A 12484-nucleotide genomic window follows, 5' to 3' on the forward strand; every position below is an offset into this window, starting at 1 on the left:
AAATGGACGACAAACGCAGCCCGGCCCGGCCGGAAGCGCTGGCCGATCGTGTCTATCAGCAGCTGAAAAATGACATCTTCGATTTTCGCCTGATGCCGGGGGATGCCTTCAGTGAAAACGAAGTGGCCGACCGCTTCGCGGTCAGCCGCACTCCGGTTCGTCAGGCCCTGTTCCGCCTGGAGCGCGAAGGCTACGTCGAGGTGTGGCACCGCCGGGGCTGGCAGGTGCGGCAGTTTGACTTCGCCTACTTTGAGGAGCTGTACGACCTGCGCATCGTACTGGAGTGCGAGGCGGTGAAACGCCTGTGCCTGCTACCGGCAGGCGAGGCGGAACGTCTGCTGGCGCGGCCGATCGGTGTCTGGATCACGGAGCCCCCCCTGGCGGATGGCATCACGGTGTCACTGCATGATGAAGCCTTTCATATCGCCCTGGTGGCGGCGGCGGGCAACAGCGAAATGACGCGCATTCACGGCGAGCTGACGGAAAAAATCCGCATTATTCGCCGCCTTGATTTCACCCGGGAAGATCGTATCAGCGCCACCTATAACGAACACGCGAGCATCCTGCGCGCGATATTGCACCAGCACAGCGAGGAGGCCCGGCGCATTCTGACCGACCATATTGCCGTCAGCCGCGCCGAAGTCAGAAAAATCACCGTCCATATGCTCCAGCAGGCCAGGCACCATATCGTTTCATCCAACTCAATGTTAGGGGATTACTGATGAAGAGACGTTCGTTGATCAAAGCATTTGCGCTGTCTGCCAGCGTAGTCGCCATGGGACTCTCCTGGAGCGTTCAGGCTGCCGACACCATCAAAGTGGGGATCATGCACTCCCTGTCCGGCACCATGGCGATTTCCGAAACGCCGCTGAAAGACGTGGCGCTGATGACGATCGAAGAGATCAACGCGAAAGGCGGGGTACTGGGGAAAAAACTGGAGCCAGTGGTGGTCGACCCGGCCTCTAACTGGCCACTGTTTGCGGAAAAAGCCCGTCAGTTACTCACTCAGGATAAAGCCGCCGTCGTCTTTGGCTGCTGGACGTCGGTATCACGTAAATCGGTGCTGCCGGTATTCGAGGAGCTGAATGGACTGCTGTTCTACCCGGTGCAGTATGAAGGCGAAGAGATGTCACCGAATGTGTTTTATACCGGCGCTGCGCCAAATCAGCAGGCCATCCCGGCCGTGGAGTACCTGATGAGCGAAGACGGCGGCAGCGCGAAACGCTTCTTCCTGCTGGGTACCGACTACGTTTATCCGCGTACCACCAACAAGATCCTGCGCGCCTTCCTGCACGCCAAAGGCGTGAAGGACAGCGATATCGAAGAGGTCTACACGCCGTTTGGCTACAGCGACTACCAGACTATCGTTTCCAACATTAAGAAGTTCTCTGCCGGCGGAAAAACCGCCGTGGTCTCCACCATCAACGGTGATTCCAACGTGCCGTTCTATAAAGAGCTGGCCAACCAGGGAATTAAAGCCACAGACGTGCCGGTTGTCGCCTTCTCGGTCGGGGAAGAAGAGCTGCGCGGCATCGACACCAAACCGCTGGTAGGGAACCTGGCCGCATGGAACTACTTCGAATCCGTCGATAACCCGACCAACGCCCAATTCGTTGCGGCATACCGCGCTTATGCCAAAGCCCACAAGCTGCCGAATGCGGATACCGTGGTGACCAATGACCCGATGGAGGCCACTTACGTCGGCATTCATATGTGGGCACAGGCGGTAGAAAAAGCCGGGACAACCGATGTGGACAAAGTCCGTGCGGCGATGGCCGGACAGACCTTTGCCGCGCCGGATGGCTTTACCCTGACCATGGATCAGACTAATCACCATCTGCACAAACCAGTGATGATTGGTGAGATTGAAGATAACGGTCAGTTCAACGTCGTCTGGCAGACCGACAAACCGGTTCGCGCCCAGCCGTGGAGCCCCTATATCGCCGGTAACGACAAGAAGCCAGACCACCCGGTGAAAGCCAGCCACTGATCCCGTCCCGGGGCGGGTACGCGTTCCCGCCCCTTCTCCGCACGCAAGAGAGCGAATGATGATGATGCGATTCCTGCTGTTACTGCTGTTCTGCCTGCCGCTGATGGCCCAGGCCGGGCCGGCCGTCGACTTCGCGGCCGCCAGCCGCAGCGATCAACTACGCCTCTTACAGCTGTGGGCCGCCGCACCGGATGCCGCGCGCCTGCCCCTGCTACAGGCTCTGCACAGCGAAAATGTGGTGCTGGATGAGAAGAAACAGCCCTATACCCGCGTCAGCGATCGTCTGATCGCATTGGAGGGCAGCGCGGCCCCCACCGGTAAGACCAAAAAGTTATTTATGAATAACCGCCTGCGCGTGTTGATCGCCTCCGCGCTGGCCGCTCATCAGTTAGTCAGTCCGGTCACGGCTGTCCGGCTGCAGGCCGCACGCGCATTACAGAATGAAGCCACGGCCGATCAGCTCCCGCTGCTGAAACAGCGCCTGGCGACCGAAGAGGACTCTGCTGTTCATGAGGTGCTGGCCCAGGCGGTTGCCGGACTGCAGCTGGCCGATGTCAACCCGCTGGTACGGCTGGAAGCGGTCAAACGGCTGGGTGAAACCAGCGATCCACAGACACAGGCCCGTCTGGAGCAGCTGCTGCAGCCGCAGAATGAGACAGATGCCCGCGTCCGCACCGCCGCCGCCGACAGTCTGAAGCAGATCCGCTATCGTCTGCTGCCCGGCGATCTGCTTGGCCAGGCCTTTACCGGACTGTCGCTGGGATCGGTGCTGCTGCTGGCCGCGCTCGGACTGGCGATCACCTACGGCCTGCTGGGGGTGATTAATATGGCCCACGGTGAAATGCTGATGATGGGCGCTTACGCCACCTGGGTGGTACAGAACCTGTTCCAGCGTTACGCCCCGGAATGGCTGGCCTTTTACCCGCTGCTGGCGCTGCCGGTAGCGTTCTTTATAACCGCGGCCATCGGCATGGCGCTGGAACGCACCATCATTCGCCACCTGTACGGCCGGCCGCTGGAAACCCTGCTGGCCACCTGGGGCATCAGCCTGATGCTGATCCAGCTGGTGCGCATTCTGTTTGGGGCGCAGAACCTGGAGGTGGCCAACCCGCCCTGGCTGTCCGGCGGCCTGCAGGTACTGCCTAACCTGGTGCTACCGTACAACCGCCTTGCGGTGATCCTGTTTGTCACCGGGGTGCTGACGCTGACCTGGCTGCTGCTCAACAAAACCCGCCTGGGAATGAACGTGCGGGCAGTGACGCAAAACCGCACCATGGCCGACTGCTGCGGCGTACCGACCGGGCGCGTGGACATGCTGGCATTTGGCCTCGGCTCCGGCATCGCCGGACTGGGCGGCGTCGCGCTGTCGCAGTTAGGCAACGTCGGCCCGGAGCTGGGCCAGGGCTATATCATCGACTCCTTCCTGGTGGTGGTGACCGGGGGCGTCGGCCAGCTGGCCGGCACCGTGGTGGCCGCGCTCGGGCTGGGCATTCTTAACAAAGTGCTGGAGCCACAGATCGGCGCAGTGCTCGGTAAGATCCTGATCCTGGTGCTGATCGTGCTGTTTATTCAGAAACGGCCACAGGGCCTGTTTGCCGTTAAAGGAAGGGTGACTGACTGATGACGCAACCCATGACGCTGACCCTGGTACAAAAATCCCCGCGGCTGGTGACCGCTGCGGGTACAGTGCTGCTGCTCGCGCTGCTGCTGCTGCCGTTTTTCGCACTGCTTCCTGCGGATCATCCGCTGGCCATCTCAACCTATACGCTGACGCTGGTGGGTAAAATTCTCTGTTATGCCATTGTCGCAGTCGCACTGGACCTGGTGTGGGGCTACGCCGGGATGCTGTCGCTCGGCCACGGGCTGTTCTTCGCCCTCGGCGGTTACGCGATGGGCATGTACCTGATGCGCCAGGCGGCAGGAGACAGTCTGCCAGCGTTTATGTCCTTTCTGTCCTGGACAGAGATGCCGTGGTTCTGGGCAGGAACACAGCACTTTGCCTGGGCACTGTGCCTGATTGTGCTGGTCCCCGGCCTGCTGGCGCTGGTGTTTGGCTGGTTCGCCTTCCGATCGAAAATCAAAGGGGTCTATTTTTCCATTATGACCCAGGCGCTGACCTATGCCGGGATGCTGCTGTTCTTCCGTAATGAGACCGGCTTTGGCGGTAACAATGGCTTTACCGGGTTTACCACCCTGCTGGGCTTTCCGGTGACGGCAACCGGCACGCGTATCGGGCTGTTTGTCGCCACCGTGCTGCTGCTGGCAGGCAGCCTGGCCGTGGGCCTGATGCTGGCGCGCAGCAAGTTTGGCCGCGTGCTGACGGCGGTGCGCGACGCGGAAAATCGCCTCTCCTTCTGTGGCTACGATCCGCGCGGCTTTAAGCTGTTTATCTGGACGCTTTCCGCCGTGCTGTGCGGGCTGGCCGGGGCGCTGTACGTCCCGCAGGTCGGGATTATTAACCCCGGCGAGATGTCACCCACCAACTCCATTGAGGCCGCCATCTGGGTGGCGCTGGGCGGGCGCGGGACGCTGATCGGCCCGCTGCTGGGGGCTGGCATTGTTAACGGGGCCAAAAGCTGGTTTACCGTCGCCTTCCCGGAATACTGGCTGTTTTTCTTAGGGCTGATGTTTATCCTCGTCACGCTGTTTCTGCCAAACGGGGTAATTGGCCTGCTGCGCAGGAGGAAAGATGACTGAGCACCTGTTTACCCAGCCCCACCGGGCCGATCGCCACCGCGAACAAACCGACCCGGTGTTACAGCTGGAGAATATTACCGTGTCGTTCGACGGCTTTAAGGCCCTGAATGACCTCTCTTTGCAGATCGGCGTCGGCGAACTCCGCTGCATCATCGGCCCCAACGGCGCGGGAAAAACTACGCTCATGGATGTGATCACCGGCAAAACCCGCCCGGACAGTGGCCGGGTGTTCTATGACCAGAGCACCGATCTCACCACGCTTTCCCCGGTGGACATTGCCCGAATCGGCATCGGACGTAAATTTCAGAAACCCACGGTGTTCGAGGCGCTGACGGTGTTTGAAAATCTGGAAATTGCCCTGAAAACCGATAAGTCGGTGTGGGCCTGCCTGCGGGCCAGGCTGAACAGTGAACAGGAAGACCGCATTACCGGAGTGCTGGCGCTGCTGCGTCTTGAAAGCCAGCGTCAGCGTCCCGCCGGGCTGCTGTCACACGGGCAGAAGCAGTTTCTGGAGATCGGCATGCTGCTGGTGCAGGATCCGCACCTGCTGCTGCTGGATGAGCCCGCCGCCGGCATGACTGACGCAGAAACCGACTATACCGCCGAACTGTTTCGCACGCTGGCCGGGAAGCATTCGCTGATGGTAGTGGAACACGATATGGGCTTTGTCGAAACCATTGCTGACCACGTCACGGTACTCCATCAGGGCCAGGTACTGGCGGAAGGTTCGCTGCGCGAGGTACAGACTAACGAGCAGGTCATTGAAGTCTATCTGGGGCGATAATATGTTACAGGTCACTGAACTCCATCAATATTACGGTGGCAGCCATATTCTTCGCGGGCTGTCGTTTGACACGCAACCGGGTGAGATTACCTGCCTGCTGGGGCGTAACGGGGTGGGGAAAACCACCCTGCTGAAGTGCCTGATGGGGCTGGTCCCGGCCAGGTCCGGCAGCATCCACTGGCAGGGGAAGCCCATCAACCACTGCAAACCGCACCAGCGCGTACAGGCGGGGATCGCCTACGTGCCACAGGGTCGGGAGATCTTCCCGCGCCTGACGGTGGAAGAAAATTTGCTGATGGGCCTGGCCCGTTTTTCCGGCGCTCAGGCAACCCGGGTACCGGAAGAGATCTGGCAGCTGTTTCCGGTGCTATGGCAGATGAAGCAGCGGCGCGGCGGGGATCTCTCCGGCGGCCAGCAGCAGCAGCTGGCCATAGGCCGGGCGCTGGCCTGCAGGCCGCAGCTGTTGATCCTGGATGAGCCGACCGAGGGTATTCAGCCATCGGTAATCAAAGAGATCGGGTCGGTTATCCGCCAGCTTGCCGCACGCGGCGATATGGCGATCCTGCTGGTTGAGCAGTTCTATGATTTTGCCGCCGGGCTGGCCGACAGCTATCTGGTGATGTCGCGCGGTGAGATCGTACAGCGCGGGGCCGGCAACGCAATGGAAGCCGACGGCGTACGCGGATTAGTGACGATTTGATGCCGTCACCGCGATAATTCACCGGCCCGGGGCGACCAGAAAAGAAGGTCGCCCCGGCGAAAAAAATGTACAGGGGCAGATCTTATTTTTCGATTCAGCGCCGTGAACATTCTTATCCCGTAACCGGTACAAATAACCGGCCCACAACGATCGTATTTCCCTTCATTCTTACTCTTTCCAGCCAGGTTAATTATTGCAATTAAATAAATGACCATCTCATTAATAGATTAATATCTCTGACCGTTATATTACAATTACCTGTCGTTACTGAATATTCCTCATAAAGAAATAAATTTAATTTCATTTCATATTTCGGAAATATTCATATACTACTTTCCTGTATTGTCATGAAATTTAATTTACCGATCCTTTAATGGAGGTACTCGCGTGGCTATTTATCCGTTAACCAGCGTACAGCAGGCCGTATGGCTCGATCAACTTCTGACGCCTTCCACGCCCTGCTACAACGTGGGCGCGCTGTGGCGCATCGAAAGGGATATTGATATCCCCCTGTTAAACCAGGCAATAAAAGAAATACGCAGTCAGCATGATGCGCTGAAATTAACGTTAGAAGAGAGCGAGCAGGGTATTATTCAGACGACCGTATCGAATAGAGACCTGACTCTCGAATACCATGACTTCAGTCTGGATAAAGATGCCCGTCAGAAAGCTTTGTGCTATTTCCGTGAAAAACTGAATCAACCCTTTAAACTGTATGAAGAATTACTCTGGCGCTGTGTTTTTATCAAAATAAGTGCATCGACGGGTTACTGGCTGATTAATGCCCATCATATTATTGTCGACGGTACCTCCGTTTCCCTGCTCAGCGGCATGATCATGGACCGTTACAAGCAGCTGAAAAGCGGGCAGATCCCCTCCCCCGTGGCGGTGTATAATTACCGGGACTTTATCGCCAATGACCAGGCGTATATGCAGTCCACCCGCTATGAGCGTGACCGGGCCTTCTGGCTGGAACGCTTTGCGGATGCCGGGCCTGCCGGCATGGAGCGCCGCCCCGGTTTTGCCGCCGATCAGGTATGGCCAAGCCAGCAGATTACCCGTGAGCTGCCTCCCGAACGCTATCAACGGCTCTGCGCCCTGGCGGCAGCGCACCAGTGCTCACCCATGCACCTGATGACCGCCCTGCTCGCCTGCTGGTACAGCCGCCTGTGGCAGGTTGAACAGGTGACGGTGGGGGTACCGGTGCATAACCGCAGCAGCGCCCGGTATAAGCAAACCCTGGGCATGTTCTCCTCCATGATCCCGGTGAAACTGCATGTTGACCACAGCCTGCCTTTCAGCGCGCTGATGGTGCAGATCGCTGCAGAGCTGCGGCGTTGCTACCGCCACCAGCGCTTCCCGATTGCCGAGCTGAACCGCCACCTGCGCCTGGGGCAGCAGGGACGTCGCCAGCTGTATGACCTGAGTTTTTCCCTGGAAACCTTCCCGACCGATATTGAGCTGGAAGGCCACCCGCTGAAAGTCGAAACGCTGCATCACGGCTTTGAACAGATGCCGCTGGCGCTCTATCTCCGTCACTATCACCCTGGCGATCCCCCGCTGCTGGAGTTCAACATGAATCAGGCCTGGTTCAGCGCTGAGGAGGCCCGGCGCGCCGCCGATCGCCTGCTGCAGATGCTGGATCATCTGCTCGATCACGGGGTACAGCAGCCGCTGGCCAACCTTCCTCTGCTGCTGGCCGACGAGCGGCAGCAGATCCTCGGCAGATGGAACGATACGGAACGGACGTGGCCGCTGCCGGAAGGCATTCATCGCTGGTTTGAACAACAGGCCGATCGCACACCTCAGGCCATCGCACTCTGCGGCCACGGCGGCAGCGTCAGCTATCAGCAGCTTAATCAGCGTGCTAACCGCCTGGCGGCACAGCTGCGTCAGGCAGGGATCGGCCCCGATGACCGCGTGGCGCTGTGTGCAGCCCGCAGCAGCGAGATGGTCACCGCTCTGCTGGCCATCCTCAAAGCTGGCGGGGCCTATGTGCCCCTCGATCCGGACTACCCGACCGATCGTCTGAGTCATATGCTGGAAGACTGCGGGGCCAGACTGGTTCTGCTGGACGATGCGGGTAAACAGGCGCTGGTTCCCCTGCTGAGTGATGCACACCGGGTCTGGCACCTGCATAACGATCGCGCGTGCTGGCAAACGCAGAGTGATTGTAACCTGCCGTCACTGTCGGCCAGCCCGCAGCGCTCACTGGCGTATGTGATCTACACCTCCGGCTCCACCGGGAAGCCGAAAGGGGTGATGAATGAGCACCTCGGTGTAATGAACCGCCTGCAGTGGATGCAGGAAGAATATGCCCTTACGCCTGAGGATACCGTGCTGCAGAAAACGCCGTTCAGCTTCGATGTCTCCGTCTGGGAGTTCTTCTGGCCACTGATGGTCGGCGCGCGGCTGGCAATAGCACAACCCGGCGGCCATCAGGATCCGGAGTATCTCAGCCAGCTGATCGCCCATGAGCGGGTCACGACCCTGCATTTTGTTCCTTCCATGCTGCAGCTGTTCCTGCGCCACGGCAACATGTCGCACTGCGGCAGCCTGCGTCGGGTGATGTGCAGTGGCGAAGCACTGCCGCTGACGGCAGTACAGCGTTTCCACCAACAACTCCCAGGGGCGGAACTGCATAATCTTTACGGGCCGACCGAAGCGGCAGTGGATGTCTCTTACTGGCACTGCCAGCGCGATGATACGCGCGGGATCGTCCCCATCGGCAGGCCGGTTGCTAATACCCGGCTGCATATTCTTGATGCCCATCTGCAACCGCTACCGCCAGGCGTCAGCGGTGAACTGCATATCGGCGGCGTCCAGGTAGCCCGTGGTTACCTGAACCGTGCGACGTTAAACGCCGAACGTTTTATCCCCGACCCGTTCAGCGAGGATGCGTCGGCACGTCTGTACAAAACCGGCGATCTGGCACGCTGGCTGGAGGATGGCAGCATTGAGTATCTGGGCCGTAACGATTTCCAGGTCAAAATCCACGGCCTGCGTATTGAATTGGGTGAAATTGAACAGCAGATCGCCCGCTTCGATGGCGTCGAGGATGTCGTGGTGATGGCCTGCGATGACGGCCAGGGGGATAAACGGCTGATCGCGTGGCTGGTCGCCCCACCGATCCCCGCTCTGCGCGAGTCGCTGCGCCTGCACCTGCAATCCACCCTGCCGGACTTTATGATCCCCTGTGCCTTTGTGCGTATGGAGGCCTTCCCGCTGTCGCCGAACGGCAAGCTCGACCGTAAAGCCCTGCCCGCGCCGGAGCGGCTGGCGGAGGCCAGTGCATACCGCGCGCCGCAAAGCGAAGGTGAGCGCCAGCTGGCAGCATGGTGGCGCGAACTGTTGCAGGTGGAACAGATTGGCTGCGACGATGACTTTTTCGCCCTCGGCGGCCACTCGCTGCATGCCATCCAGCTAATGGTGAAACTGAAGCGCGAGGGCATTGCGCTGGAAATGAAAACGCTGTTTGCCCACAGCACCCTGAGCGCGCAGGCGCTGGCCATCGCCGGGCAGGCGGCACAGAACACGACGCCACACGCGCCTTTACCCCTGCACAACCTGTTACTGCAGCTCAACCAGTCTGCCCCCGATTTCCGGCTGACCCAGCGGCTGAACGCACCCGCGACGGCGGAGGAGGTATGGATGGTGCACCCTGCCGTGGTCGGCTGTGAGATTTACCGCGATCTGGCAGCGTCGTTCGAAGGGCAGTTAAATGCCATTGGCATCAATAATTACAACCTGTTCAACCAGCCACGTATTTCCTCGCTGTCGGCGCTGGCCAGCTATTATCTGCAACATATGGTCAGCCAGGGCCTGACACGTCAGCAGCCGGTGCGCCTGCTGGGCTGGTCGCTGGGCGGGATTATTGCGCTGGAGATCGCCGCCCAGCTGGAACAACTCGGCTACCGCGATATCCATCTCTGCCTGCTCGACAGCCTCTACCAGACCGAATTCCAGCAGCGTATTGCGGCCGGGATGCTGGCACCGATTCTGGCAATGATCGGCATTGAGGGTGAGGCTGCAGCACGTGCGCTGCGCATCGAACAGCTGGAGCTGGAAATGAACAACCAGCCATTGAGCGCCCCGCTCAGCCACAGCCGCGTAACGCTTTTTAAAGCCACCGAATTTGCCGACCTCAGCATGGAGGGCGTGGACGGCGCAGAGATGCTGGCGCTGGCCGATAACGGCCTGAGTCAAGTCTGCCCGCATCTGGAGATTATCCCGCTGGCAGCGAATCACCATTCCATTATTCTGTGCCACAAGGCGATCGGGGCTTCACTGATTCAGGGCGCGAAAATCAGCAGCAGCGCGGCGTAAAAGCCAGTGGGGGCGAAAATGGATCGCCCCCGGGGGATAATCGGATAAGGGTCGGCCTTTCTGACGGGCCGGCCCTTGTTGTTTGCAGCACTATCCTGTTGAAGGTAAACTGCAAATTCCGCGACAACTGGAAGAAAACCCATGGAAACCCGGCGCGCAGAGCGTATCAACAAGCTGGTCCAGGCGCTGAAAGGCACCGACAAGATCCATCTGAAAGAGGCGGCGCATCTGCTCGGGGTCTCTGAAATGACCATCCGCCGCGATCTGAATGAGGGGCCGGGTATGGTGCTGCTGCTCGGAGGGTATATTGTCAGCGATCCCCTGCGGCATCAGTTGCACTATTTTGTCTCCGACCAGCAGGAACAAAATGTCGACCGTAAACGGCGGCTCGGACAGCATGCCGCCACGCTGATCCAGCCCGGGGAGATGGTCTGGTTCGACTGTGGCACGACCGTGCCGTGGATTATTGATGCGATTGACGGCGATCTGCCGTTTACCGCCGTCTGCTGCGCAATGAACACCTTCCTGGCGCTGAAAGAAAAAACTGCCTGTCGCGTGATCCTCTGCGGCGGCGAATTCCACCCGGATAACGCTATCTTTACCCCGCTCGGGCAGCTGTCGGTGATGGACAGCCTGTGCCCGGATAAAGCGTTTATTTCGGCGGCAGGCATCGACGTTGATCAGGGTGCCAGCTGCTATAACCTGAACGAACTGCCGCTCAAACGGCTGGCCTTACAGCGTGCACGCACCCGCCTGCTGGTGGCAGACAGCAGCAAGTTTGGTAAAGTGCTGCCTGCGCGAATTGCCGATCTCAGCGCCTTTGACGGGCTGGTCAGCGACGCCGCGCCGCTGCAGGATCTCGGTATTGAGATTATCGCCCCGTAACCGGGGTATCCCCTGTCGGGAGGGACTCATCGGGACAGTGCGACCGTTCACCAGCGGTGTAAAATCGCTTCCCCGTCGCGCAGACGGCGCAGGTTTTCACAGACCCCGGTGACGTTGCCCTCCAGTGAGATATCAGTTACGCCACCAATATGCGGAGTGGCGATCACGTTAAGGGCAAACAGCGGATCCTGCGGATCGGGCGGCTCCTGCCAGAACACATCCAGCCCGGCCCCGGCCAGCGCCCCGCTCTCCAGCGCCGCCATCAGCGCGGGTTTCTCAATCAGGCCACCGCGACCGAGATTGATCAGGAAGCTGCCCGGCTTCATCCTCGCCAGCGCGGGTTTATCGATAATGTGATGTGTTTCCGCGTTGTCAGGCAGACTCAGCACAACAAAATCCGCTTCGCGCAGCAGGTGTGGAAGACGCTCCATTCCCCCCACCCAGTCCAGACGGTGCTGGCGTGCAAAATTATCGGAGGCCTGGCGCTTGACGCCAATCATCCGCATGCCGAACGCCGACAGCCGCTCCGCCAGCGCTTTACCAATGCCGCCCAGCCCGACCAGCCCGACGGTTTTTCCCTTCAGCCCCATGCCCACCGGCAGACCCAGCTGGCGGGTAGCGAGCATCTGCGGCACCTCGCTGACCCGGCGCGCCAGGCCGGTCATCATCCAGATCCCCAGTTCGGCAACGGAGTCCGCATTACCGGAACGATCCGACGGTACATTGGCCACCGCAACGCCGCGCGCCCGCGCCGCGCCGACATCCACCCCTTCCAGGCCCGTGCCCGCCTGCTGGATCAGCTTCAGGCAATCGGCCGTCTGCAAAAGCCGGCGATCGACCTTCGCCATACCCGGGATCAGCGCATCAAACCCTGCCAGGCTCTCTGCGGCATGGCCGGCGGAGGCAATAAATTCGACATCGGGTAGCCTCTGACGAAACTGCTGGATCATGCCTCCCCAGGCATTTTCTTCCGCTGCTATCAGAACGCGCATCGTTATCCCCCTAATTTATAAGACAAAAAAACAGCATAGTTGCCGCTGATCATAAATCAAACAAAAATCAGGCCGTTGCGCTGATATCGGGATAATCGTCTGCCTGGCGG

Annotated in this window: 9 protein-coding genes; 8 read left to right on the forward strand and 1 reads right to left on the reverse strand. The window is 59.7% G+C overall.

Annotated features, from left to right (window positions below):
- Positions 1-2: 2 nt before the first annotated feature.
- The 8 genes from ACZ3HG_RS17465 (at position 3) to deoR (ending at position 11382) form a co-directional block, all read left to right on the forward strand.
- On the forward strand, positions 3-722 hold the full coding sequence (locus ACZ3HG_RS17465) for a GntR family transcriptional regulator (protein ID WP_191934213.1): 720 nt from the start codon (positions 3-5) through the stop codon (positions 720-722).
- Positions 722-1990: an urea ABC transporter substrate-binding protein gene (gene urtA / locus ACZ3HG_RS17470; protein ID WP_191936126.1), complete on the forward strand. Its 1269-nt coding sequence runs from the start codon at positions 722-724 to the stop codon at positions 1988-1990. Before ACZ3HG_RS17465 ends, urtA begins: the two co-directional genes overlap by 1 nt.
- 61 nt (positions 1991-2051) lie before the next feature.
- Positions 2052-3611 carry an urea ABC transporter permease subunit UrtB gene (urtB, locus tag ACZ3HG_RS17475; protein ID WP_465333615.1) on the forward strand — a complete coding sequence of 520 codons (1560 nt, stop codon included), beginning with the start codon at positions 2052-2054 and terminating at the stop codon, positions 3609-3611.
- Complete coding sequence (gene urtC, locus ACZ3HG_RS17480) at positions 3611-4687, forward strand: urea ABC transporter permease subunit UrtC (protein WP_191936125.1); 1077 nt, start codon at positions 3611-3613, stop codon at positions 4685-4687. Before urtB ends, urtC begins: the two co-directional genes overlap by 1 nt.
- A complete protein-coding gene (gene urtD / locus ACZ3HG_RS17485; RefSeq protein WP_465333580.1) occupies positions 4680-5471 on the forward strand; it encodes an urea ABC transporter ATP-binding protein UrtD in 792 nt (263 codons plus the stop codon). The genes urtC and urtD overlap by 8 nt, the downstream gene beginning before the upstream one ends.
- A gap of 1 nt (position 5472) precedes the next feature.
- Entirely contained in the window at positions 5473-6171 is a 699-nt protein-coding gene (gene urtE, locus ACZ3HG_RS17490; RefSeq protein WP_191934216.1) for an urea ABC transporter ATP-binding subunit UrtE, read from the forward strand.
- Between the two features lie 387 nt (positions 6172-6558).
- Entirely contained in the window at positions 6559-10497 is a 3939-nt protein-coding gene (locus ACZ3HG_RS17495) for a non-ribosomal peptide synthetase (protein ID WP_465333582.1), read from the forward strand.
- A 141-nt stretch (positions 10498-10638) separates the two neighbouring features.
- A complete protein-coding gene (gene deoR, locus ACZ3HG_RS17500) occupies positions 10639-11382 on the forward strand; it encodes a DNA-binding transcriptional repressor DeoR (protein WP_465333584.1) in 744 nt (247 codons plus the stop codon).
- Between the two features lie 47 nt (positions 11383-11429).
- Here the strand turns inward: deoR and ACZ3HG_RS17505 are convergent, their stop codons facing one another.
- Entirely contained in the window at positions 11430-12374 is a 945-nt protein-coding gene (locus tag ACZ3HG_RS17505) for an NAD(P)-dependent oxidoreductase (protein WP_465333586.1), read from the reverse strand.
- Positions 12375-12484: the final 110 nt, after the last annotated feature.

It is taken from the genome of Erwinia sp. PME.40.26/001 (genome assembly GCF_055556675.1).

Excerpts from the sequence above, each read along its gene's own strand:
- ACZ3HG_RS17505 (WP_465333586.1), bottom strand. The coding sequence starts at position 12,374 with ATGCGCGTTCTGATAGCAGCGGAAGAAAATGCCTGGGGAGGCATGATC.
- ACZ3HG_RS17465 (WP_191934213.1), top strand. The coding sequence starts at position 3 with ATGGACGACAAACGCAGCCCGGCCCGGCCGGAAGCGCTGGCCGATCGT.
- deoR (WP_465333584.1), top strand. The coding sequence starts at position 10,639 with ATGGAAACCCGGCGCGCAGAGCGTATCAACAAGCTGGTCCAGGCGCTG.
- urtC (WP_191936125.1), top strand. The coding sequence starts at position 3,611 with ATGACGCAACCCATGACGCTGACCCTGGTACAAAAATCCCCGCGGCTG.
- urtD (WP_465333580.1), top strand. The coding sequence starts at position 4,680 with ATGACTGAGCACCTGTTTACCCAGCCCCACCGGGCCGATCGCCACCGC.
- urtB (WP_465333615.1), top strand. The coding sequence starts at position 2,052 with ATGATGCGATTCCTGCTGTTACTGCTGTTCTGCCTGCCGCTGATGGCC.
- urtE (WP_191934216.1), top strand. The coding sequence starts at position 5,473 with ATGTTACAGGTCACTGAACTCCATCAATATTACGGTGGCAGCCATATT.
- urtA (WP_191936126.1), top strand. The coding sequence starts at position 722 with ATGAAGAGACGTTCGTTGATCAAAGCATTTGCGCTGTCTGCCAGCGTA.